Origin of the sequence: Bacillus sp. FDAARGOS_1420 (assembly GCF_019344915.1) — a bacterium.
Classification (GTDB): Bacteria; Bacillota; Bacilli; order Bacillales; family Bacillaceae_G; genus Bacillus_A; species Bacillus_A mycoides.
Map to the genome: position 1 here is coordinate 2,429,745 of NZ_JAHWJB010000002.1, position 26,097 is coordinate 2,455,841.

General features: G+C 32.9%; 16 protein-coding genes and 5 pseudogenes. 3 read left to right on the forward strand and 18 right to left on the reverse strand.

Features of this window, described 5'->3' with window-relative positions; translation table 11 throughout:
• Window positions 1–878: 878 nt before the first annotated feature.
• Window positions 879–1,622 carry a M15 family metallopeptidase gene (locus I6L50_RS22720; protein ID WP_033709884.1) on the reverse strand — a complete coding sequence of 248 codons (744 nt, stop codon included), beginning with the start codon at window positions 1,620–1,622 and terminating at the stop codon, window positions 879–881.
• Between the two features lie 244 nt (window positions 1,623–1,866).
• Here I6L50_RS22720 and I6L50_RS22725 point away from each other — a divergent pair, with 244 nt between their 5' ends.
• Entirely contained in the window at window positions 1,867–2,121 is a 255-nt protein-coding gene (locus I6L50_RS22725; RefSeq protein WP_219303194.1) for a SunI/YnzG family protein, read from the forward strand.
• A 177-nt stretch (window positions 2,122–2,298) separates the two neighbouring features.
• On the opposite strand, the pseudogene I6L50_RS22730 reads toward I6L50_RS22725, so the two are convergent.
• From I6L50_RS22730 to I6L50_RS22760, 7 genes and pseudogenes are all read right to left on the reverse strand, one after another.
• Window positions 2,299–2,923 (reverse strand): annotated as a pseudogene (locus I6L50_RS22730) (hypothetical protein).
• Between the two features lie 194 nt (window positions 2,924–3,117).
• Window positions 3,118–3,252: pseudogene (locus I6L50_RS22735) on the reverse strand (hypothetical protein); the annotation flags it as partial.
• Window positions 3,253–3,663: 411 nt separating this feature from the next.
• A complete protein-coding gene (locus I6L50_RS22740) occupies window positions 3,664–4,686 on the reverse strand; it encodes a sensor histidine kinase (protein ID WP_219303195.1) in 1,023 nt (340 codons plus the stop codon).
• Window positions 4,683–5,354: a response regulator transcription factor gene (locus I6L50_RS22745; RefSeq protein WP_219303196.1), complete on the reverse strand. Its 672-nt coding sequence runs from the start codon at window positions 5,352–5,354 to the stop codon at window positions 4,683–4,685. Before I6L50_RS22745 ends, I6L50_RS22740 begins: the two co-directional genes overlap by 4 nt.
• A gap of 81 nt (window positions 5,355–5,435) precedes the next feature.
• Window positions 5,436–7,418 (reverse strand): FtsX-like permease family protein, encoded by a 1,983-nt coding sequence (locus I6L50_RS22750; RefSeq protein ID WP_219303197.1) that lies wholly within the window; start codon window positions 7,416–7,418, stop codon window positions 5,436–5,438.
• A complete protein-coding gene (locus I6L50_RS22755; RefSeq protein ID WP_219303198.1) occupies window positions 7,408–8,175 on the reverse strand; it encodes an ABC transporter ATP-binding protein in 768 nt (255 codons plus the stop codon). The genes I6L50_RS22750 and I6L50_RS22755 overlap by 11 nt, the downstream gene beginning before the upstream one ends.
• 801 nt (window positions 8,176–8,976) lie before the next feature.
• Entirely contained in the window at window positions 8,977–12,258 is a 3,282-nt protein-coding gene (locus I6L50_RS22760) for a VaFE repeat-containing surface-anchored protein (RefSeq protein ID WP_219303199.1), read from the reverse strand.
• Window positions 12,259–13,267: 1,009 nt separating this feature from the next.
• Here I6L50_RS22760 and I6L50_RS22765 point away from each other — a divergent pair.
• The gene (locus I6L50_RS22765; RefSeq protein ID WP_219303200.1) at window positions 13,268–14,524 is read left to right on the forward strand and encodes an ATP-binding protein; all 1,257 of its coding nucleotides are present in this window, start codon (window positions 13,268–13,270) and stop codon (window positions 14,522–14,524) included.
• 280 nt (window positions 14,525–14,804) lie between these two features.
• On the opposite strand, the pseudogene I6L50_RS22770 reads toward I6L50_RS22765, so the two are convergent.
• From I6L50_RS22770 to I6L50_RS22780, 3 genes and pseudogenes are all read right to left on the reverse strand, one after another.
• A pseudogene (locus tag I6L50_RS22770) lies at window positions 14,805–14,931 on the reverse strand (IS6 family transposase); the annotation flags it as partial.
• 358 nt (window positions 14,932–15,289) lie between these two features.
• Window positions 15,290–17,080: a helix-turn-helix transcriptional regulator gene (locus I6L50_RS22775; RefSeq protein WP_219303201.1), complete on the reverse strand. Its 1,791-nt coding sequence runs from the start codon at window positions 17,078–17,080 to the stop codon at window positions 15,290–15,292.
• A 4-nt stretch (window positions 17,081–17,084) separates the two neighbouring features.
• On the reverse strand, window positions 17,085–17,675 hold the full coding sequence (locus I6L50_RS22780) for a sensor domain-containing protein (protein WP_073515743.1): 591 nt from the start codon (window positions 17,673–17,675) through the stop codon (window positions 17,085–17,087).
• A 284-nt stretch (window positions 17,676–17,959) separates the two neighbouring features.
• Between I6L50_RS22780 and I6L50_RS22785 the strand changes: the two genes are divergently transcribed.
• The gene (locus I6L50_RS22785; protein ID WP_219303202.1) at window positions 17,960–19,969 is read left to right on the forward strand and encodes a serine hydrolase domain-containing protein; all 2,010 of its coding nucleotides are present in this window, start codon (window positions 17,960–17,962) and stop codon (window positions 19,967–19,969) included.
• Window positions 19,970–20,096: 127 nt separating this feature from the next.
• Here the strand turns inward: I6L50_RS22785 and I6L50_RS22790 are convergent.
• The 7 genes and pseudogenes from I6L50_RS22790 to I6L50_RS22820 form a co-directional block, all read right to left on the reverse strand.
• Window positions 20,097–20,312, reverse strand: a pseudogene (locus I6L50_RS22790) (DDE-type integrase/transposase/recombinase); the annotation flags it as partial.
• Between the two features lie 508 nt (window positions 20,313–20,820).
• Entirely contained in the window at window positions 20,821–21,798 is a 978-nt protein-coding gene (locus I6L50_RS22795; RefSeq protein WP_219303203.1) for a DUF4179 domain-containing protein, read from the reverse strand.
• A gap of 3 nt (window positions 21,799–21,801) precedes the next feature.
• The gene (locus I6L50_RS22800; protein WP_219303204.1) at window positions 21,802–22,332 is read right to left on the reverse strand and encodes an RNA polymerase sigma factor SigX; all 531 of its coding nucleotides are present in this window, start codon (window positions 22,330–22,332) and stop codon (window positions 21,802–21,804) included.
• A gap of 405 nt (window positions 22,333–22,737) precedes the next feature.
• Window positions 22,738–23,484, reverse strand: coding sequence for a CPBP family intramembrane glutamic endopeptidase (locus I6L50_RS22805; RefSeq protein ID WP_002084319.1), 747 nt, complete (start codon window positions 23,482–23,484; stop codon window positions 22,738–22,740).
• 312 nt (window positions 23,485–23,796) lie between these two features.
• Window positions 23,797–23,907 (reverse strand): YjcZ family sporulation protein, encoded by a 111-nt coding sequence (locus I6L50_RS22810; protein WP_000540371.1) that lies wholly within the window; start codon window positions 23,905–23,907, stop codon window positions 23,797–23,799.
• A 751-nt stretch (window positions 23,908–24,658) separates the two neighbouring features.
• Window positions 24,659–24,754: pseudogene (locus tag I6L50_RS22815) on the reverse strand (YjcZ family sporulation protein); the annotation flags it as partial.
• 293 nt (window positions 24,755–25,047) lie between these two features.
• Window positions 25,048–26,028, reverse strand: coding sequence for an alpha/beta hydrolase (locus tag I6L50_RS22820; protein WP_219303205.1), 981 nt, complete (start codon window positions 26,026–26,028; stop codon window positions 25,048–25,050).
• Window positions 26,029–26,097 lie beyond the last annotated feature (69 nt).

Genomic DNA, 26,097 nt, shown 5'->3' on the forward strand with positions numbered 1-26,097 from the left:
GAATATCGACTATCATAATCTGATTTGTAAAACATGAATTCCTTCGAATAAAAATCAATATTATGTCCATAATGTTGATAGGCTGTATGCCAAAATCCATTTAGTTTTCTCTGTATCTCCTTGTATTGAGCAGTTAGTTTTTGCTAGCTGCTCTTTTATTTATGGAAAAAGATAAAATTTTTTATAATGTTTCTTCTTTATTTCTCAGTATCAGGAGCCTTGGATTTTCATTAAAACTCCTGTAGTATATAAACAAACAGTAAGGTAAGAGTTACTCTTTGCCATTTTGGGAAAGGTTCTGTTGGAAACAGCGGAACCTTTTTTCGTGATTTAAAGGTACTAAGACAAAATGAAATATTTACCATGAAGGTAATTGTTAAATATTTTACGCTTATACAGTATAATGGGATAGTTATTGTGTATTGGCATTAAGAGGAGCGTCCTGATTAAGCGCTTCTCTTTTTTTATAAAATAGCTCCAAATTACTTGGACACATTTACCAGTTTATTCAACACAAATATCATGTTAAAATCCCTTGTGAATACGACATAACTCAACTTGGTGAAGCCCTGTAATATTTCCTATAGGGCTTCTTTTTTTACAAGCAGTTATTTCATTACGCTGACTATCTTGTTGTGCAAAATAACGATTTTGTTCACTTTTTTGATACATTTATAAAACATTCATATGTTATCTTCAGTAAGTTCTATTTCCTTTATAATATTGTGTGAAGTATACCAACGAACGAAGCCTAAAAAACTCTAATGAAGTGATGAAAAAAACCTAATTTCTCTACAAAACATTGAGAAATTAGGCTTTTTAATAGAAAAAGTAGCATTTATAAACAATGAATACAATTTAACTCTTCAATTCTATTTTCACAGATTCATATATTCTTCTAAAGTCAGTTTTTCCTTATATATATTTTCAGCAATATCTCCTACATAGCGAATATGCCAAGGTTCATATGCATAACCCGTAATACTTTCCTTCCCCTTAGGATAACGAATGATAAACCCTGCACGATGCGCGTTTTCTTTCAGCCATTTTCCTTCCTTCGTATTCGCAAAGGATAGCTCTAGTTCATTGTTCGCACTTTTAGAAGAAACATCCATCGTTAACCCTGTTTGATGTTCGCTATGCCCTGGCTTTGCAGAGAAGCGATCCGTATGCTCTTGCCCTTTCTTTTTAACATTGTTGGCATACAGACCTTTTTGATACTCATAGGAACGAAATCCTGAAACAGCATTCAACTGGATCCCATCTTGCTTAGCTAAAAGGAATAGTTTTTCTAACGCTTCCGCTGCTTCTTTACGAAGATGACTCTTTTCTACCGTTCCACTAAATGAGAACGGTACATTTGGTACAACTAAATCCTCTGGCATATAGTCTTCGGGTAAACCATATTCCTTATTTACTACAGCCTGTATACTAGCAAAGGAACTTGCTATCTTATTTGAAGTCCCATTTTGCTTACTATTTTTTTCTTTATTTATGGAGTTTTCACTAGTTTCATGGTTTGTCTTATATGGTTCTTTACCAATAGATATATTGGTGTAAATGATAAAGATACCTAGCATTACTACTATACAAGTTAAGGTTCCTACTAATTTAAGTCTCATCATTCATTTCCTTCCTGCAACTCCTACTGTTACTCATTCATCATACTTCAACCATATCAAATCCATATTAATTCCCTGTGAACTTTTCTTCATAACGTATTCCTTAATAGATTGATAGTATATCTTCCCTTTCTTTTGGAACCCTTAAAATATCAGCTCTATTCATACATGTAGAAAAACAACCTAAAAATTTGTATAATAAGATAAGAAGTGTAGCATTCTATTATAGAAAGGTCTTGGTATAATGCTAGGTATTGATGTCAAAAAAACAAAAGAAGAGTTAATTATTTCATGGCAATTTGCGGAGGTCACGATTCCATTACGTGATGTAATCGAGGTTACCGAAGATGCTACCTATGCGGGTGTTGAAGAACCAAGTGTAATCCGTATCGGAACAGCATATGGGACAACTGATCGTATATTAATTAGAACTGTAAAACAAAATTATGTATTATTTACTACAAACAAAGTGTCGATTTTAAAAGCTATACTTGCTTAAATATGGTCATATAAATAGACTCAAACAAAGTTCGAATAAAGAAAAAGAGAGAAGTCATAGAATAGACTCCTCTCTTTTTCTTTATTCGAACTAAATTTTGTAATCCATACTCACTTCAGTATAGCTTTTACAACATAAGTACGTCTTACTGTTTCGATTCTAATATTACTAATCTTATTAAGACCAAATCCACACATCATCATTATTTTGAGTGTTATTGTTTACCTTATGTACTTTTTCGATATGATCAACTGTGTTGTAATTAATAGAAATGCCGCCCCAACCTACATACTTCATATCAATTTTGACTTTCTCACCCGTTTTAAATACTTGTCCCTTTGTTAAGAACACGTCAATTATGTCTTTCTCCCCATTTAGTGATGGATACTCAACAACGACATATTTAGTAGCACTGTCTTCCATCGTACCTACTTCTGATACTTCACCAATCAGATGAGCCATTTTCTTTCAAATGCATACCTAATTTGTTTGTAGTATTTTCAACTTCTGTTGCAACCATATATTCCGTAAAATTACGCATCATAGATCCAGTCGCTTTTACTTCGTCTCCTACTTTCATATTTGAAAGATTTTCTATATACACACTAACAGGTTCTTCATATTGTTTAGATTTCACAACAATCACACCATGATCCACTTCTACAACGTGTCCTTCTAATGTCGAGAAATTTGTTTCAATAGAAGCTGCACTCGCTTTTGTTGCTTCTAATCCTGGTAGATTTGTTCCTGATAATGCTGCGAACCCTAAAGCACCTGCTAAAATTAATTTTTTCATACCCATTCTATAACATCTCCATTCATGACGATTGTATTTGTTTGATTGGTATCGGCCAACCTGTAACCATTTTATTCATGCAATCTTACATACTACGTTTTCGCAATATATCTATGTAATTTTCTTATGCCTGCTTCTAACTAACAAAAAATAACTTGATAAGGTAATTAAAAGGCCTACTATTTACAATGTAATCCTCGTTAGAACACAATAATGCAAACAAGAATATATCCCCCAGATTTGTCCGCAGGTTTTGTTGAGTTTAAATTAAAGTCTACCTCTCCCTGATGTTTCCCCTTTTTATTAAGTACTTCAAATCTACCATGTTGTGTATCTAAAGCATAAAGATATTACATTGCCTAAAAAGGGCGTAGTACTGGTGTATTCAAAGGAAAGTTAATTAAAAAACAGATGGATTCTAATGAATTGTGTACAGTTTAGCAGTATATTATGAACATTATCTTAAGGAGAATGGCATCACTTTATTCAGTATGTTGTTTCTTGTTTTTCGTTGGTAGGTTTACAATAAAGAGACGATAGACATGTCTCACCTGCATATGAACATAATCGGACTCTGTTTTGCTGTAGGAGTTTAAATAGGCGTAAAAACACCCTCGAACAATCGTGGGTGTTTTTAATGGATAAAGAATACAAACGGTATGAATAGAATTTCTACTCTTTTCATACCGCTTTACATTTATTTATAAGTTTCATACGATATTCGCGGAAAAATGGCAGCATCTCTTTTATAAATACGGCTCAAATGTTACCATATCTGATAATGGAAATATTAATGTAACGCTAGTTCCTTTATTCATTTCAGATTCAATGCCAATTTTCAATCCTAATTTTGAACAAAGTTTTTCGCATAGATACAAGCCCATTCCTGTACTTTTACTAAATCTCCTACCATTCTCTCCCGTAAATCCCTTTTCGAAAACTCTATTTACATCTTTAGGTATTATCCCTACTCCATTGTCCTCTATAGTTAATATTACTGAGTTAGCTTTCTTAATTGAATATATACGTATCATTTGTTCTTTGTTATTTGAGTACTTTATAGAATTTCCTATTATTTGATTAATAATAAATCCAATCCATTTCCCATCACTATATACGATTTCATCAATATCCTGAATATCTAATTTTATTCTCTTATGAATAAAATCTCTATAATTTCTTTTAATTACAGTTCTTACTAAATCATCAAGGTTGAGTGGTTTTATAATATAGTCCTTACCGACATTATTGCTTCGAGAATAATACAACACCTGTTCTACAAACCCTTCGATTCGATCCAATTGCGAGTCTATTTTATTAGTTACTTCATTTTGATTATTTTCAATTATTAGCTTTGTAGAAGCTATCGGCGTCTTAATTTCATGTACCCATGTTTCTATATATTCCCTATAATCCAATTGCATATCTCTATAATACTTTATATTTTCATGCATATCTCTACTTGTTTCTTGCAGTATAGCGTTAAGCTTTTCCCCATGTATAAAGTTTGATTCCTTTACTACCTCCGGAAGTAGATATTTTTTCTCCAAGTTTTCTAATATGCCATTAATCTCATTATAATAATTTTTACATTTTATAAATTCCATAGCCATATATAAAATCAATGGAAAAAACCAAATACAAAAGACTAAGAATATTATAATGAACTGAACATTCGCAGTCAGCAATACACCTGCTAGTATAATAAATACCAGTACGTTTGATAGTATTACTACTATTTTATCTTTAATAAATTCACCTATATTCATGGCATTATATACCCTAAGCTTCTTCTTGTTGCAATTGGATTTTCTATACCTATCTCTTCAAGCTTTTTTCTTAATCTATTTATATTAACAGTTAAGGTGCTATCATCCACAAAATAATCAGATTTCCATAAGGTTTCTATAAGTGAATCTCTTTTGACAATATATCCGCGATTATTTATTAAGCATGAGAGTATTTTAACTTCATTTTTAGTTAACTCTACAGACTTGTCTTGATAAGTAACTGTTGCATTTGAAAGATTTAAATTAAAATTTCTATAAATTAAGATATTATTTGTCTTTAAATCTCCATATGTTCTTCTTAAAATGTTTGTTACTCTTGCTAATAGTATTTCTGTATTATAAGGCTTTGTTATAAAATCATCTGCTCCTAAATTCATACTTATTAGTTCATCTACATCACTATCTCTGCTTGTAACCATGATAATTGGAACATCTGAAGTTTTACGTATTTCCCTGCATATATAATAGCCATCGAACACAGGAAGGTTTATGTCTAGCAATATAAGATCTGCATTCTCACTTTCTATATATTCGATAATATGATTAAAATCTGCAGGAGCCTTTACTTCATATCCATACTTTATAAAAAAATTTTGTAATTCTTCTCTGATGATTTCATCATCTTCAATCAGTATGATTTTTTTCATGACTTTTCCCTTCCTATATAAAATATAAGGCTATTACATCTTAAGAAACAAGGTGTAATAGCCCTAATGAGCATTATAAAATCAAGTATTACTTTTTACAATATTTTTATACCCAACATATGTCGTGTATAAATATATTACATAAACTACAAGAAATACTAAGCCAGTCATCAATGCTGGTAAAATAATGTCTGTTTGTTGAAATGCGTTAATAAAATCATTGACTACATAAATTCCAACTGTAGAATGAATTATGGCAAGAATAACTGGCAGACTAAAGTATACGAAAGTTTGAATAAAAATCGTTTTATCGATCATTGCTCCGTTTGAACCAATTCTCTTCAATGATTTATATCGATCTATGCTATCACTGGCTTCTGATAATTGTTGAAGAGCTAATACAGCCATACTCGTTATTAAAAATACAATACCTATATATATCCCAATAAACAGTATGATAGTTTTCAATCCCTTATTTTCTGCACAAACTTCATCCTTTGATTTGCCAGCTATACGATTAAGATTTAATTTCTGGCCATTTTCGTCATAAAAGCCCCGTGCAACGTTATCATATTTTTTATTATATTCTTTTCTATTTCCATCTAAATAATTTACATTAAGTACGGATTCAGTAATTTTGTAGCCTGATAAAAACTCATCATTTATAACGATTGTGAAGTAATTAGTTCGCACATCAGAAGTGTAAAGATTCTCTTGTATAACTTTAGCGTTTTTTATCGAATATTCTTTTTCTTTAATGTTTATCTTATTGCTATTTTTTAATCTTTCATTTGTCGAATTAACAAACCGGCTTTCATTTGATAAAAGTAAAATTTCATTGTTATTTAAAGTGTTTTCCTTTTCACCTTTAAGATTTAAAATTTTATTATAATCAGATACTTTAATGAAATCTATACTCATATTATAATCTTTAAGTTCTGGTACAAAGTCCACCACTTCCATCCCTGTTCGATATACATTATAAGATATATAGTTTTCGTTATTACTTATTTTAAAGTTAGCTTTATTTAATACGTCTTCTATCGTGTAACTTTCATCCTTATTCTCCAACGTAATACTGGCATCAAATGGTGTTACTTCTTTCGTTCTTGCTTCCATCATTCTGTTAAAGCTGATTCCTGTAGATAAAGCCACCATTGTGAGGCATAACATTAAACAGATTACAGACATGGATATAAAATTTGTATTAACCTTACTATTTATTTGTTTGATGATAAATATATTTAAACCTTTAAAATAGACTTTTTTATTCTTCTTTACAACATATAATATTAATCCAGATAAACTAAAGAAAAACAGCAATGTACCTAATATGCCAAGAATGATTGATACCATGAGTATAGGATTAGTAAAATTCAATCCGATTTTTAGTACAGTCACATATGCATATCCAAGTGATGCTACACACATAATAAATGTGATTACATAGATAAGAGGATTCCTAAATTTTACATCTTCGTTTTTTCTACCTGCTGTTAACAAATCAATTATTTTGTATTTAGAAACAACGTACACATTAAATAACATAACAAGCAAAAACATGATTCCAAAGTATAATACGCTTTTACCTATAGCACCTGTTGAAATTGCAAATTTATATTTATTCATAGGCAAGTCAAATAACTTTAATGCAAATGTAGATAATCCCTGTGATACTCCAATACCTATTATAAGCCCACTCACTAAAGATATAACACCAACTAGAAATGTCTCTGTTACTAATATTCTGGATATGTTTCTTCTTCCCATACCTAAAGTCATGTATATCCCTAATTCTTGTTTACGTTTTTTGATTAAGAAATTATTTGCATACAATATTAAACCACCTAATATTACGGATACAAATACTGACACATTTGAGATAACTTTCATTATTGTAGGCACATACTTTCTATCTGAAGCGTTAATTTCCATAAGTGCCTTTTGTGATTCTATTGAATTAAAGCTATAAAATATACAAACAGCCAGTGTTAGTGTTAAGAAATATATTGCATAATCTTTAAGACTTTTCTTTACATTCCCAATAGCAATCTTAGAATACATTATTATCGTCACCTCCAAGAAGGACTATAACTTCGATAATTTTAGTAAAGAATTCTTTTCTGGAATCATTCCCTCTTACCAACTCGATAAATATTTTTCCATCTTTAATAAAAAGAATTCTACGAGCATAGCTTGCTGTAAATGCATCATGAGTAACCATAAGTATTGTAGCTTTTAAATCCTTATTTAGACTTTCAAATCTTTCGAGTAATAATCTAGCTGATTTAGAATCTAACGATCCTGTTGGTTCATCTGCAAGTACTAAAGATGGATCTGTTACGATAGCTCTTGCCGAAGCAACCCTTTGTTTTTGTCCGCCTGACATTTGATAAGGGTATTTGCTTAATACTTGTTCAATGTCTAAATATTTTGCAACTGCTTGTATTTTGCCATCAATTTTTGAACTTTCCTCACCTTTTATAGTTAACGCTAGGGCGATATTTTCATAAGCAGTAAGGGTATCTAATAAATTAAAGTCCTGAAATACAAACCCTAATTCATTTTGTCTAAACTTATCTAGTGTCTTTGATTTTAACCGAGTAATGTCACTATTATTGATTATTATTTTTCCTGTAGTAACATTATCAATAGTTGATATACAATTAAGTAATGTAGTTTTGCCACTTCCTGAGGGGCCCATTATCCCAACAAATTCTCCCTCATCTACCTTAAAACTAATATTATCTATAGCCTTTGTAACATTATCTTTATTACCATAATATTTTTCAATTTTTTCTACATTTAATATATTTCGCATTAATACTTCTCCTTTTTCATTATAAAAATTCTTTAACTCTCCTTCATTTTATATAATTTCATTAATAGTATCGGTGGAATTACATTTCATTAACATTACATTTTTGTTATATTGAGTGATACCTCTATATGTAAGTTATCAGGAATCTCAGTGGTATACATAAGGTTTATTCAATGCCTTACCAAATGGGTAGATAAATATAGGGATATCGGTTCTGGTGCAAAAACGATAATCTTTATGTATGTCGAACAATTAAGATGGCTTCCTGCCATCCCTTGTTCGAAGCCAATTCATCTCCCACCTACTCACTGGGCTGTAACCCTTCACGCTCCTTGAGGAAGGAGTCTTCTTGGCTAAAATGATAAAAAATAGTTACTAAAACATCTTTTTAAAATGTGTTTGCTCAATATAACATATAAGCTTTATGTATCCTTAAGTTCCATCATATCGAGAATTCAACTAGTCCTTTATAGAATAGAATGTTATGAAAGTTTTCCAAGTAATTTTGAGATCCCTGTCATTGCCATGTATTTCTGTAGCTTTGAAATAAAGTCTTATCAAAAATATTGAACAAGATCATATTTTACAGCATGAAAAAGGAATCCATTTTGACAAAGGATTAATCAAAACTCAATTGTTTTTTTGAAGTAATGCAATATCGCAACTTTTTTCAAAACCTACCGTCTTTCTTAAAAACATCGTGACTTTATTTCAAACCCACAAATACTGTAAATAAGACTAAATTACTAACATAAAAAAAAGCACATCTTGTAAAAAACAGATGTGCTTTTTTAAAGAGTTTTATGCGTTTTTACGTTTTAAGAAAATAACTCCACCAACAATTAACAGTAATGCACCTGCAGCCATAGAGATCCAGCTTGTAAGGTCAGCGCCTGTTTGCGGTAACCATCCAATTTTAGATTGAATTTCTTTCTTAGGTTGTGGTTGCTCTTTTACTTGCTCTTTAGGTTGCTCTGATGTTGGAGTATTTTTATCTTGATTCGGCTGTTCTGGTTTTGGTTGTTCCGGTTTTACCTCTTTAAATTTCACCGTTTGACCCTTATCTTCGATGTCAACATGAATAGCAACCAAGACATTATCTTGATACAATTCTTCAAATACTACCACTTCTTTACCTTGTAATGCAGAAGCATTAAATGTGAAATCTAGTGTGATAGAACCATTTTTCTCTTTAGCAGTAAACTTAGATTCTACTGTTACTTCTTTACCATCAACTAATAATGGTTTGTTTGTTGCTTTATCCATTAGTTTGCCTTTTACAACGTACTCTTTACCCACGATTAAGTCTTTGTATTCCACTTTATCTTGGATTGTTACAGATTTAGAAGCGTCTAACTCTTTAGAACCATCAGCTTTGTTTGTAGCTGTCGTTTTAATGGAAGGCTCTACAAATCGAACTGTTTGACCTACATCGTTAATGTCAGCGTGAGTTGCAATTACTTGACCTTCATGCAATAAGTCTTCAAACACAACTACTTCTCTTCCTTGCTGTTCAGCACCAACGAAAGTAAAGTCTAATGTTACAAAACCATTCTTTTCTTTTGCAATGAACTTAGTCTCTGCTGTTATTTCTTTACCATCAATTAATAATGGTTTGTTAATAGCTTTGTTCATTAATTTACCTTTTACAGTATACTCTTTACCTACAACTAAGTTAGTATACTCTACTTTATCTTGAATAGTGATAGAATCCTTTGAATGAATCTCTTTTCCATCATCAGCTTTGTTTGTAGCAGTTGTTTTTACTGATGGCTTAACGAACTTAACTGTTTGACCTTTATCATTGATATCAGCATGTGTAGTAACAACTTTTCCGTCTTTCAGTAACTCTTCGAATACTACTACTTCTTTTTCTTCTAAACCATTTGCATCAAAAGTGAAATCTAGTGTAATAGAACCATTTGCTTCTTTTGGTGTAAACTTAGTTTCAGCAGTTACTTCTTTACCATTTACAACTAATAGTTTATTAGTCTCTTTATCCATTAATTTACCTTTTAAAGTGTACTCTTTACCTACTTGTAGGTCTTTGTATTCCACTTTATCTTGGATTGTTACAGACTTAGAAGTGTGCATTTCTTTTGTACCATCGGTTTTATCAGTAGCTGTTGTTTTTACTGATGGAATCTTTTCATCTTTGACAATATGTTTAATTATTTGACCATTCTCTTTGATCTCAAAAGAGAATATTTCTTCATTCAATACATAACCTTTTGGTGCAACAGTTTCTTTATATGTGTATTTTCCAAATGGTAACTTTTCAAACTTCGCGATACCTTTATCGTCTGTTTTCCCTTTAACTACTTCTTTTCCTGCTTCATTATAAATAGTAAACTCTGCATTCGGAAGCTTATTGTTTCCATCAGCTACATCAACTTTTGTAATTTCTAGATCACCTTTGATAAGATGATTAACTGCTAATAGCTCAATAATTTTTCCGTGTTCCTTTATTTCGAACACAATTGGTTCTGTAATAAGAACGTAACCATTTGGAGAAGCCTTTTCTACAAATGAATATTTACCATACGCTAAATCTTTGACGTTAACTTCACCATCTTTATCTGTCTTATATTCCCCAATTACTTTCCCGCTTGCATCTTTTAGCTCGAATACTGCACCTTCTAATTTTTTACTGATATCTTCATTATCTACTTTTAGTAATTTCACACTACCTTTCACTTCTGTATTTTCCACTGTAAAAGTAAGTGTTTTATTGTGCTCTTTAATTTCAAAAGGGTACTTTGTTTTATTTCCAATATATCCATTAGGTGTTTTTGTCTCTAAGAAATAATATTTACCATACGTAAGACCATCAACATTTGCAATTCCATTTTCTTTTGTTACTACTTTTTTCACTTCTTTTCCATCTTCAGTAAAGACCGTGAATTCAACATTAGGTAACATCTTACCTGAATCACTAAGTTTTTTTATTTCGATGTTACCTTTTACTTTGTTGTTTACTACTTGAACAGCTCCTATTTCCCCTGTCTTAACTTCAATAGTTTCTGGTTTATCACCTGAAACATAACCTGTTGGTGCTTTAATTTCTTTTACTGTGTAGGTACCAATTGGTAGGTTATTTAATTCTGCAGTACCATCAGCACCCGTCGTGATTTTTCCAACGGATTCATTATTTGCATTAAAGACTTCAAATACTGCACCAGCTAATATTTCTCCATTTTCCCCAACCTTTTTAATTTTTAAAGAACCAGCAGCTTCCCAATTTACTGCAAGGTCACTACTAAGCTTTTCCTCATTTCTTTCTAGTAGCACTGTAGCATTCTGAACAGTATCAGTACCGCGATAAGCAATTGCTTGAACTTTAGTTAAATTTGCAGCAACACTTAGATTAAATTCACCTGTTTTTGTATCTTTAGGAATTTGGATACGGAATTTTTCCCCAAGTGAAAGCTGATCTTTCACTTCTCCATTTTCACTAACAATTTTAACTCCATTAGGTGCATTTTTCGCTACTACTTTATAAGAACCACTCTTAGCATTTGTTTGTACTGTGTATAGGTTTGTTTCAAAAAACTCACCCTTTAATTCTGCCTTTTGCTTTTCAGCAGGAATCACATTCATAAAAATATCTTGAGTATCTTCACTTGTATTTGCAGCATTAATAATTGTCTTAGCCGCTTTTTCAACATTTTTATTTTCATACTTTAATTCATTTACATCAAGTTGACCTAATGCATTCCAAACCGCAAGCTGAGTTGCATAATGTGCTTCATTCTTATTAGCTACTCCCAGTTGTTCTATACTTTTTTGTGGGAAACCATTTAATAGAACCCTATATACTACATTATCTGTTTTCCCCATTTCAGGAAGATCTTCACCATTTGGTGATTTTAAGCCAAGGGTTAAACAATAAGCAATTTGACCGCTTGAATTTTTGATAATTTCAGTTCGAATGTACTTACCTAAACTGTCGCTATAACTCCAGTTCATTGAATACTTTTCATGCGTCATAACCTCCGCATTTGCCTTCGGTAGAAACACATTAAAGAATAATGCTAGTACTGATAATAATGCAAAAACTCTTTTAACAACTCTTCTCCCCAATTTTAAAACCTCCCTAGATAAAATGAACCCGATGTATTATTCAAATATTTAAAATAATCACAACGAAGATATTTCATATTATAAGACATAAAGTTACAAATATTATATTATTTTTACAAATTATTTATTTTCTCAACAACCACTATAAATTATAATATTAAAACATTCCATTTCACAAAAGTGACAATATTAGGATACCTTAACAAAATAAGAAACTTGGTAAAATACTAGAATAACGGTAGTTGGAGTACGGAAACGATTCTTCGCATGAAGGACCACTACAAAGATATTTTCAAATTGAATATATGTATTAATAATGAAATTTTATTGCATTTACACCTGCAATGTTTATATAAAAGATAGTAAATTATGTTTTTATAGGATTTTTTCTATTAGTTTACTGGAAATTTGCATTATTATGTGACAATAAATATCATTGTATTTAATATAAAATGATATAAAAAAAGGGGTACGCAGATAATTATTAGAACTTTCAATCGATTAATTATACTAAAATTAGTATTAATAATATTAGTAAAAAAGTAACAACGTTATTACAAAGTTCGAATATTGGTCTAAGTACCCTAGCATCTCAATGGTAACCTCTTGAATACTTTTACGTTTTTAAATAAATTAAAATAACAAAAAAATAATAATTTTTAATTTTTTCTTTGTAATTTAATAAGTTGCATGTTAATATGGCGAAGGTTATAAAATGGATTTCCCCATACACAATGTTTTTTCGGAATATTCACTCCAGAGAAACGTAACTATTTCAGTAATTTGCTTCATCTTTTACCTATACAAGGGCTACTTTCAATTTTTTTGTTCATAAGTAAAAGTAACTTTTTATTCTATCTTCCTCATCGATTTTAATATAAATGGTAAAAAAGCACTTTTTCAAGTGCCCTTCCTTTTCTTTTTTAAAGATAGAAAATCTAATAAAATCAAACACCTAGATTAAACACATACATAATCCTACTTACAAACTCTCAGAGAGGTATAAACTATGGGAATTCCTACACTATTATTAAATACATTTATTATTATTATTTGTATCCTTAGTTACCAAGTATTTTGGCTAGAACATAAAGAAAAAATGGCATGTAATAATATATTAATTTCTGTACTTTCCTCCATTGCAATTATTTTTTGTATGACTTTTCCTTTTCATTTACATGCTGGGTTCATTTATGATTTACGTTTTATTCCCATTATATTAGTTTTTCTATATGGAAATACAAAGAGCATTTTTTGTATTGGAGTTTTATATCTTTCTTATAGATTTTACTTAGGTGGAAGCGGAGTCTTCCCATCATTTATTATCTTTACTGTTATTTCTGTTATTACAATCATGTTTCGTTACTTGTCACCTACTTATTTCAAGGAAAAGAAGATATTATTAAGTATTCTACTTATTTTGATATGTACAACTTCCCTTTCTATCTGCGGTATTGTAACGCAAATAAATACAGGTGGTAAAATTGACTCTACTCTCATTGAATTTTTATTCAATTATATAATCATAAATATTTTCACAGTATTATTATCAGTTTATTTAATAGAAGGAATGATCGAGAAATATAAAATAAAAGAAAGAATGCAAAGAGCAGAAAAATTTTATATAGCTAGCGAACTAGCTGCATCGATTGCGCATGAAATTCATAATCCACTGACCACGGTACGTGGATTCACTCAATTACTAAATGAAGATGAGAGTGCTAAGATGTCTCAAGATACGTACTTAGAAATTATGTTACTTGAAATGCAGCAAATACAATCTACTATTAATAACTATTTATCTTTAACCAAACCACAAAACATTATAAAAGAGGAACTAGATATTAATTACATATTAAATCAAGTGAAAGATAATATTTCACCACTCGCTCTTTCATATAATGTTGAAATAAAACAGCATATTACAACAGATTCCCTTTACATAAATGCTAATACTGAAAAATTAAAAATATGTCTAACCAACATCATACAAAATGGAATTGAGGCTATGAAAAATGGTGGCGTATTACAAATAAATATACAAAAAATAAAAGATAATATTGTAATTGATATTATTGATACAGGAATAGGAATGTCTTCCCAACAAATAAAACGTATTGCCTTGCCATTTTATTCAACAACAGAAAAAGGTACTGGGCTTGGTACTATGATTGCGTACAGTATTATTAAAGAATTAAACGGAGATATAGAGATAGAAAGTGAACTAGGAAAAGGAACACACTTTTCTATCACTATCCCCTGCTAATATAATAGAAGATTTATTTAAATGATATTATTTTGTAGCTAATATAACCATATAAAAAGAAGACGTAACTATTCGTCCTCTTTTTATATGGTTCTGGTGCAAAAATGTTAGTTAGAAACATAGAGTCGCAATTTCCTTTTCATTTCTATCTTATGAATCTAAGCCAAACAATTTATGAATAAATTCTTTCTCGCTTTGGACAGACTTGTCCGGTAAAACAAGTGGTTCTGGTGCAAAAATAAAATACAGTAGAATAAAGCACATATATTCCTAACGGAATCGTGTCAGAAATGGATAAACCCCGTTCTTCTAGCATTTCCACCAAATCACGAAAACTAAGGTTGTACCGTTAACAAGATGATGTCTGGTTGATAATGCTTCCATTTGAATACATTTCCCTTTTCCATACCAATCACGCACTCTTTCTAAAGTAATAGTAACAGTATGTCCAAGATTTATAGATTCATTGCAATTATCCTTAAGTTTTTGCACCAGAACCCTATTTAGGTATGTGACCGATTCGAGGTATAGGGCCATCCTTTAAATTAATTCCATGTATAAGGGTTACAAAGCTAATGTTCACTATAAAACCCGACGTAAGATCGATTATGTTGGGTTTTATATGATTGTCTTTATTAAAAATTAAACATTATTTATAGAATCTATAAAATCGCCTATAACAGACATTCAAATTACATTTTTTGAAGTGTAGTCCCTGAAACCTCGAATTATTCACGTACCCCTAGCAGATGACAGCACTCCCTCTTACGAGAGTAATCCTGTATCTCTTGCTTTTTGCACGGCTTCTTCTCGATTTTTGACTTCTAGCTTGTCATAAAGAGTAGAGGCATAATTTCTAACTGTGCCATTTGATAAGTAAAGTTTCGAAGCAATTGTTTTATAACGGATTCCTTGAGACAAAAGATTCAAAACCTCTAACTCGCGTTTCGTTAAGCCATACTCTTTTCCATCTGACTTCAATTCGACTGACTCTTCCTCATCATCTCCATCCCACATCTTATGGAACAAATCTTGGTCAATCATCGTGCCTCCCCGATAGATGAGGCGAATCGATTCAGCTAGTTCACGAGAATCTATGGATTTCAGCAAATAACCGTCAGCTCCATTTTGTATAATTTCCTTCGCCCTTTTGGTATCCTGAAACGTTGAAAGAATGAGGACACGAATGTCTGGCCATTTCCCCTTAATTATTTTGGTCGCACGAATCCCATTCAGATTGGACATCTCTAAATCCATTAATACTAAATCTGGTTTCAGTCTTTCACACAATTCTACAGCCTGTTCTCCATCTTCAGCCATTCCCACTACTTGCAAGCCATCCTGTCCATCCAAAATTGTATGAAGACTTTCTCGAATAAAAGAATGATCATCGACGATACACAAGCGGATTGGTTCATTGGGCAATTGTTCAAGTCTCGGTAACACACATGAAATTAACGTCCCTTCTCCTTTTTTGGAGTAAACAATAACTCTCCCTTGTAACTGACTCACGCGCTCTTTCATCGCAGTTAATCCGAAGCCATCCTTCCATTCCTCTACCCCGCAGCCATTATCCTGCACATCCAATCTTATCTGTTGCGGCTCAAAATGAAGTGACACAATGATTTCGGTGGAGTGTCCATGGCGAACCGCATTTGTTAATGATTCCTGTAAGCTCCGGTACATTGTCAGTTTTGATTGCTTGGAGACCGTATACTCTTCCCCTATTATTCGAGTATGTACATTTACTTTTGCATGCTTCTCAAATTCCTCTGTCAATTGTTGTAAGGTGAGAGTTAAGGAAAGCGATTCTTGTGGTAAGTCCATCTGATGCAAATACATTCTTACTTCTTCCATACTGTTACGGGCCAATTGTAATAATGAGTCGAGCTTTTGCTCTCCTTCTTTAGTCTTTAATTCCGTACGTAATGTTTCCATCCCCATAATAATTGAGGTATAAGAATGCCCCATCGTATCATGTAAATCTTTTGAGAGCCTGTCACGTTCCTCCAGTAAAGTAATCCGCTCAACTTGAGATACGTACTGTTCCAATACATGCTTTTGGTTCCGAATCGTTTCACTTTGACGGTAATTGACAACTAGTAAACGAAAGGAAGAACCCACAGCAAAAGCCAGACCGATTTGTAGAATAATCACCCATACATCTATTCCATGGGAAAATATTGCAATGAGCAACGGAAATAAAACAATTGTGATAGAAGCCGACCAACGGTATGATTTATGAGCACTATTTGCCGCAATCATAAAAGTCGGCATTAAAAAAGCAAGGTACGCTGACGGAAATAATAAAGTTAAGTAGAAGCATACTCCGCCAAATAAAATTATCTCAGTAAATAGATAATAGCGATAACTGAACATTAAACAAATCCAAGGTATTGAAAATGAAGCGACTTCCCAAAGGATAATGATCCAAAGTGGTATAGTCAAATGGTCTCGGTGTTGAATAGTCGTTACCATCAATGATAGCCAAATGATAAAACGTATACAAAGTAATACCCAATCATACCAGAACCATAGTTTCAAGGTCTTAAACAAATTATCACCCCTTAATAGCTTTAAACATGGAACGCGTGTACATTCCAATTGTTCGAACTAAGCTGTTTCCAATACAAATACATATCCAGATGAGAATACACCCAACAATCATGACAAAAATAGCCTTCTGCCATGAATTCACAACAATTCCCAATAAGTATATATCAAAATATTGAAAAAGTAATGGTGTTAAGGTAAATGCAAACGGAGCTACGTACAATATAACGGCACATATAAGGCTAATCACTCCAACAAAAGATTTTTGCATGAGCCAAAAAATAGCTCTCCAATTGCTACTATTAAGAATTGTCTCTCTCGCTTTAATCCATTTATCCCCTTCATTTTTTGTCATTGGCAAGATTGGCTCTATCGATATGCCCGTATAAACTTTCGTCTGAATGCGTTCATACTGGACAAACGTGTGAGTTGTTTGCAGCACCCATGCCAAAAAAGGAATACCTATGAAGATAACCGTCAGCACCAATGCAAATGTAATGCTGACCAAATAAAAGAAAAAGTAAAATAATCCAGATCCAAAGGTAAACAACAAAAAGTAGAAATCTTGCAAGCTTTTTTGAACAGATTCTTTTGTCATTAGATTCTCTCCTCCATTTTCTTTTCTTTGCTAATAACCTATGAGTCACCCTTCGATTCTAACTTTTCATCTGTCACACACAATAGTGTCAAAATGTCATAACTTGTAGATCGTGGCTATAAAACTAGCCGTACTACGCTCTATTTTTTATGTCATGCATGAATATGACGAAAGGTCACTAGTTACTATGACTTGCCACTTGCTACACTCGGTTCATACACTAACGAGCTGACAACTCGTTGTGCAAACAAGAAATCTTCAATCTCATAAAGGAGTGTACAAAAATGAAAAAAGCAATCAATAAACTGGGGCTCGTCGCAATTCTGCTCACTTCTACAAGCATGATTTCTGCGTGTTCCCAACAATCATTGGAAGTTGGAAAATCAAAATCATCGACACTTGCAACCAATATCAAAATGACGAAAGCACCTAATAACAAAAAAGAAGTAGAATCTTTTGCTGATCCGTTATTTGAAGAAAAAATGAAGAAGTACAATGTGAACGGTTCAAGTTTTGTCGTCGTTCATGATGGAAAGGTTGTCGTCAATAAAGGGTATGGTTATGCAGATAAAGAAAAGCAGATTCCCGTCAATAAGGACACGGTCTTTCAAATCGCTTCAGTCTCGAAAACTTTTACCGCCTTGGCCGTGATGCAACAAGTTGATAAAGGAAAGCTTAAACTAGATCAAGATGTACAACAATATCTCGGTGGATTGAAAATCCCCAATAAAACAGGAAAACCCCTCACCCTGTTTGATATGTTGACCTATACCAGCGGCGTAGACCTGCCCGATATCACCACGCTAATCGGGCCTGAATATGTAAATCAAAATATATCTATTAAGGAATTTCTACCTAAACATATGCCGACAGTGGTACGGCCGCCCGGTGAAGCTTATACGTATGACAACTTTGCTTTTTTACTCGCAGGATTTGCAGTGGAGAATGTTACAGGCACATCCTTCTCACGATATATGGAAAAGAATATTTTCAAACCATTAGGCATGAAGTCTACAAGTGTGCGCTTTACGCCTGACCTTCTCAAAAGAATGGCTACACATTACGGTCCCACTGGCGATCCTCATCCAACAAATGGGCACGCTCCAACTGATGGACCACAAGGAAGCATTTTGTCCACCGGGGAAGACATGTCAAAGTACATGATCATGCAGCTACAGAATGGAAAGTTTGAAGGTAAAGAAATCGCAAGTAAAAAAAGCATGGATATGATGCATGCCTACCAAGTTTTCGCAGATAAGACGATTCCTATTGCGACAGTTGGATTTGAAACATATTTCAATGACCTTGCCAATGGTCAGCATGTCGTATTAAAGGGCGGGAATATGCCAGGACATTCTTCATTGATGGTTTTGATACCTGAACAAAAAACCGCATTCTTCATGTCTTACAATAATGATTCTATGATGAGTCGAGAAGTATATGAAGCGTTCATGGACCATTATTTCCCTGCTCCCAAGGCGGAGAAAACAGTATATCTCTCGTTAGAGGAAAAAGAAGCCAAAAAATACTTAGGCATGTACCAAAACACACGTGCGTTTGCGATTCGTACCCACTTTACCTATGAGAATGGAACGTTGGTCATGGAAGATGAAACAGCTGGCAAACAAGTCCTTAAAATGATTCACCCGTTGTTGTTTGAGGATCCAGAAGGAAATAAGATTGCTTTCCAAAAAAATGCGGCCGGAGAAATCGCATATTTTTATTACACCAGTCCTAAAGGCCTAGGCATTGTTGCTCAATCTCAGAAAATCAATATCAAACCACCTTTTGCAGACGTCCCGCAAAAGAGTAACTATAGAAGCCATATCGACAATCTTCATGCTTTAAACATCATGGATGCTAAAGCGGATAATCTATTCGATCCGATGGGCACGATGACACAAGGAGAATTTACGGATGCCTTGTTGTTGGCACATGGATGGAGCATTTTCCCGGGTCAAGCCGAAGGGATTAAGAAGCAATTTATAGCAGGCATACCAGGATATGACCGTGCGACTCCGATTAGCAGACAAGTTGCAGCAACCATGATTCAAAACTTGAAACAGATTCAACCTGACCAAGCCAATCATGTGAAATTGCTCGACACTGCGGATGCCTGGGCGGTCCAGTCCATTCAATCCCTTGCCTCACAAGGAATCATAGACCCTGATACTACCATCAATGCTGACGGATCTTTTACCTTCCGTCCGAAGGATCTGTTACTGCGTCAAGAAGCGAGCGCCTTGCTCGATTTGGCTTTTGGCTATTATGCACTGCCTATTAAACAGAAGTAAGCATTCATCCAAACATGAATCATGGCAAATGTTTAGGGGGTATCCCATCAGCATAAAGATAAAGGGTTCTGGTGCAAAGATTGCATCTATTTGAAAGAGGCATATAGATTCCTAATGGAATCTATTCTTATGTAGCCATTCCGAATAGTTGATGAATAAACTTCATTTCATTTTGGACAGACTTGTCCCGTAAAATAAGTTGGCCTTTTTTAATGATATGCATAGCTTCTATTCCTGAAAGAATAGATTTAGCTGTACGAAAAGATTTCAATCCCAACATTGAACGAACTCTCTTTTTAATAAAACGATGATCTTGCTCTACAATGTTATTAAGGTATTTTATATCTATCAAAACTGACTGAAATATGTTTAAAATTCAGTTCAAAAACTCATGACCAAAAACAAAGTTTTATATCAAACATCAAATATCGTTTATGGAACACTCTTAATGTACGGAAAACCAAGTTTTTTAAATAAAAAGTTCCTTAGCGTACGAAATTCGCGTTATGTTGGCGGGACCCCATCGCCATCAAGTTAAGGTTTTGCAGTACCCCCTAAACGAAAAAATTCTTTCTCTATAGGGGCACCATATCAAAAAAGAAAATTGTAAGTTTAGACACATTTTAGATACAAAATAACCGATTCCTTATACGTTAAGGGACCGGTTATTTATTTCCCTACTTTTTTAGGGAGGTTTTTCTCGTAATGGTCTTAAATGATTGATTTAAGGTTATAAACTTAAATCATAAATAAAAGATAGAGTAAAAACTATATAAGAAATAAATGTAACGAAAACAAGAAAACATATAAACTGAGCATTAGATACATATTGTCCTATTCTTTTTTTCATTTTAATTAGTATTATTTTTCAGATGTGAAGTATCAATTTGAATTTCACCTTTCCAAGATCCAATTACTTTTCCAATTCTATTTATATTTACATCTAAAGTAAGGGGCTGTTTAAAATCGTCTCTTCCCTCAGAAACTATAACAAATGTAGCAACACCTTCGGGTTTATCATTATCACGAATACCTACATCATTTAATTTTTTACCTGCTGCCATAAGTTCAAAAGGAAGACGGTCATCTGAATCATGGATAAATGATAGTCTCCCTTCATGTTTAATCTCAGGGTTTTCCTCTTGTTTCCCATTAATTTTACCATCACTTTCGAGCTCTAATCCTGATGTATCAAATTCAAATGGCACTAAACTTCCGTCAGCTTTTTCCATTCTATAATGAACTGATATACGTGAATCTGCGATATATAATTCTTTGAAATGTACAGTAATACCTTGATCTGTAATTTTTTCATCAATAGGAATATATTTACCATTCTTCATCATATCTTGTGTGACACCATTTTCATCTTGTATTCCTTCATTTACAACTTTATCATTTGTAATTGCATCAGAAAAATATGAGGCAACATTTGTAGCCGCTACTTGTACTTGTGGAATCATTGCTGTTGTGAAAAGTGCTGCTGCAGCTACTGCTGTATACATGAAACGTTTTGATTTTTTACTCATGTTTGTAAAGAGTCCCTTCTTCTGTTGTTTTTTGTGATTTATATTAGAAATATTGTCTAGCTTGGAACGACTTTCAAATGTTTTCCATGCTTGTTCTATATCAATTTTGATTTCTTGTGGTGAATTTGCAGATTCTTCATCTAGCATTACGTTTTCCCATTGATTTAATTTACTGATTTCTACTAATAAATCTTGGCATGCTTCACATGTATCTAAGTGCTTTGTGAATTCCTTTCTTATATCATGAGAAAGTTCTCCATCAATATATGTTTGAATAAATCCGATATCATAACATTTCATTTGTTATGCCTCCTCCATTTGTTTATAAATCTTGCGAAATTTCATTTTGGCTCGGACCAATAATGTTCCAATAGAAGATATTTCAATTTGAAGTATTTCTGCAATTTCTTTATATTGAAAACCAGAGAATTTCATTAGTAAAAGGGTTCGTTCTCGATCATTCATTTTATTTAGTATCGTTTGTACCTTTGTAATTTCTTCTTTTCTTATCCAATCATCGTCTAATGATGAAACATTTTGTACTTCATGGTATTGTATTTCTTTATCAATCTTCGCTTGTTGCCTTTTTTCAGATCGTAAATGGTTATAAGCTACATAAGTAGAAGATTTAATCAACCATCCAGGTATGTTTTCAATTACTTTCCAGTCGCTACGATATAATTGTAAAAACACTTCTTGTGCTAATTCTTCAGCGATAGATTGATCTTTAACAATCCATATAATCTGTTTCACAGCATAAGCATAGTACCGCTTAAATAAATCTTCAAAAGGCATATCAGAAGCATGACTTTCTTCATTTTCTATGGTTAACATGTTAGTTTAAACCTCACTTTCAATTTGATGCCTGTATTATAGAGAAACCAGAAAAACGGATTTTGTGACAGTTTTTCTGGTTATTTTTTTATTATGTACTAAAAAAAGCATTCATCTGATTAAAAGATAAATGCAAAAAGGGAAATGAAAACATAAAACTATAACTCTTTCAGTAGTTTTCTATTAATGGGGTACCGCCACATCGCTATCAAGCTAATAAAAAGAAATGCCCCCTAGAATGAAAAAAACGCCATCCTTTCCTATAATTCTACAGAAAGAATAACGTATTTTTTCATTTTAAGTGGAACAATTAATCTCTTAAGTTGATGAGCATGCAGCAAGCCCCTTTAAAGGTAATATTGCGGTACCAGGCTGCCCTCTATACTGAAAAGGTAATATCACAACTCAAACTGCTATATTTATTTCCTGTCGAATACACTCTTTTTTATTAGCACGTTTCCATAAATATATGGTGTAGAAGAATAAAATTGCAATAATAACATATGCAAAAAGCGACGAGGCTTGAACATTCCCCATAAAATTAAAGAAATTATTAAAAGTGTGGAAAGTAATGGTGATAATAATTGATTGCTTATTTACGATAAGTAAGGACAGAACAAGTCCAACTAAAAATGCATATATGATTTGTAAAATGGTATCTTCAATAGACTGCCCACCAATTAGTTGTAATAAATGGGTGAGACCAAACAAAAAACTCGAAATCAAAACTGATTTTTTTATCCCCTTTGAAAACAACATTTTGAGCATAAATCCACGAAAAAAGATTTCCTCAATAAATGCAACAACAAAAAATTGCATGATAAACATAAAAAATAAGTCAGATACCGATGTTGTGTTTAATCCTTTATTACCAAGTAGTATTACTAATAGAACAATCACTAATGGGGAATTTAATAAAATGGTATTCTTCATTGAATTATTTAACTTAATATCAAAGAAATAGAATTTCCACTTGTTCTTTATTGTTAAATATATTAAAATTCCCACTGCTAAAGGAACAAGTCCAATAAATTGTAATACTGGACTGGATGGCTTAGTAATAGTTTGATAGGCCCCGTTAAGCGTGTAAAAAATCATTAATAAAAATTCTAACCCAATAATTTTTAAAACAATATTCTGATTTACCTTCATCTAGAATCCTCCCCTATTTATCGATTTGAGCATTTTTCTTTTGGATTACTGCACTGTTACTATTTATAGATTAATAGTAACTTATTAATTCATCAAATAATTTACTGATATTTCAAAAAATATAGCATAAAACACTTTATTGTCCTCATGATAAGGTAAACAAATACCTCAAACGAGAAAATTGATCTCTTCAAATTGAAAATATATAAAATTCCTTTTTGGGGGTTTTATATATTTTTTTAGTTGATGGCGATGTGGTGAGACCCCATAAAGAAAAGACACCCATATAAGAGTGTCTTTTCCAATAGTTTTTTAGCAGAAGCAACTGCATCCGATAATGATTAATAAAATAAATAATACAACAAGTAAAGCAAATCCTCCAGCAAAACCGCAGCCTTCGCCGCAACTACCACCATATCCCATAATAATATTTCCTCCTTTAGATAAGAGGGTGAAACTAGGGTTCATTCCATGTATTTTAACGGGTTCACTTTACCTTATGTTTTTACGCCTGAATTGAGCAGGTCCTAAAAAAAAGACGCCATAAGGCGTCCCCCACAATTGGGTAGATAAGGTTTAGTTTTCCAATTTAAAGAAAGTATGTATCACACCTTGAGAGTATATCATAATATCTGTTAAATTTAATATTCTATGCATTATTACATAAAAAGAAAAGACACCCTAAGGTGCCGGTGCCTTCCTCCGACTTGAACCACTTTAATTTAATAATATGTATTGGACATTAAGTAAACACGTCCTATAAAACAGAATCATTTATTTTCAACAGATTGTTAGTGTACAAATATAAGAGAATCGAGATCGTTTGTTTGGCTAGATTAAAGCAACGCCACACCACACCTATATGGTTGAGATGTGTTACGCTTTCTAATCGGAGAATCAGCTTTATAGAACGTGTCCACAATTTATATTTTACTACGTGTAATATTTATTTTATGTAATTTTTACAAATATGTATAATTACATAAAATTCACGAGAAAAAGAGCGTATACTTTGATATTGTGTAATAAAGATAAGGCCCACCTACGGAAATAGGTGGGTTTTTTGTTGGGCATTACTATCTCATTGCACAAAAGGGAATTTGCATTAAAATAATATCATATTCTTAGAGTTCTTATATTGAGAAAAAAGGCACTCTTATGAGTGCCCCTTTTTTTAGTAACCGAATCCGCCGCTACCGCCGCCCCAACAACTACAGCCTATAATGATTATCAGGATGAATAGAACGATCAGTAAAGCAAATCCGCCACCTAACTGTCTACGCTTAAAAACTAAAGTTACCTTTAGCCCTCCAAGACTCGCTACGAGCGAATGGCTAGTTCTTACTCGACGGGAATCCCACCCGTTATATGATACGACCTAGGCTCGGCCGCACACCTGCCTCGTTAGTTAATATGAAAATGAAACCCAATGCCTTTCAGGCGAAAGTATAATCTTGGTTTGGAAATATACAACTGTTTGGACATAAAAAAGACCATCGAAATGATGGTCTTGCAGACTGTAGACAAATGCATAAAATAACGAATGAACCTTTCTCTGAACACTTACTTTACTTCTTTCATAAATAGTCTAACGTTTTCAGCGATTTCTTTGAATTTGGTATGGTGTAAATAATGTGATCCATCCATGGTTACTACTTTTCCATGTACCGAGTCTTTGATCTGCCCTTCATGCAGAGGTATCCATCCTGCTACATCTTCATTATTCGCTTCTACAAAGAGAAGAAGTGGAAGATATTTAGGGAAGATTAAACCTTGAGCCCCTTTAAAATTAGACGAAATATGGTCCATCTCATTCAAGGTTGTGTCATTATACATGTTTTTATTCGAAATCATTTTCATTTGCTCTACGGTTTTTTCATCAAATGCCAGTCCAGCATAGGGGTCAGCACTGATTTTCATAGCCAATCTTAAGAGACCTGATTTTTTGAGATATGCAAACGTTTTTAATGGGAAATTGATATCTATACCCGGTTGTGTTGCAACACTACTATCGATTCCGACAAATGCAGTCACCTCGTTTGGATATTTATTCACATAATCAATTCCATAAATGCCTGCAATGGAGTGGCCCATGAGCATGTATCTGTTAATATTAAGCTGCTGTAGAGCTTCATGAACTTCACTTACCATATTCTCCGTGGTTCGCTCTTTTACAGTTTCATCACTTAATCCATAACCGAAAGGCTCTACCACAACAACTTTGTAAAATGGAGATAATTCATCGATAAGAAGCTTAAAATCAAGCCCTGGAGTAGCTGTTCCATAACCAGGCAGGAGCACGATCGTTTCCTCGCCCTCGCCTTGAATTAACACATTCATGTTTTTCCCGTCTACAGATACGTGCTGCCCGTAGGGCACTATTCGTTTTTGCTCCGAATGACTACTCATCACATTTACGATATAAACAATACCTAAAAAAAGTACAATGGCTAGAACGATTGCTCCTATGATTTTAAGTAAGATGTTTCGCACTTTCTTTATTTTCATTCCACTTAGCGTTTTCTTTTCCTCTTGTTGTGTCACTGTCATCTTCTCCTGTCCTGATCAGTTTGCCTTCCTTCATGTGCCTGTAATGAAAACTTAACCAATGAA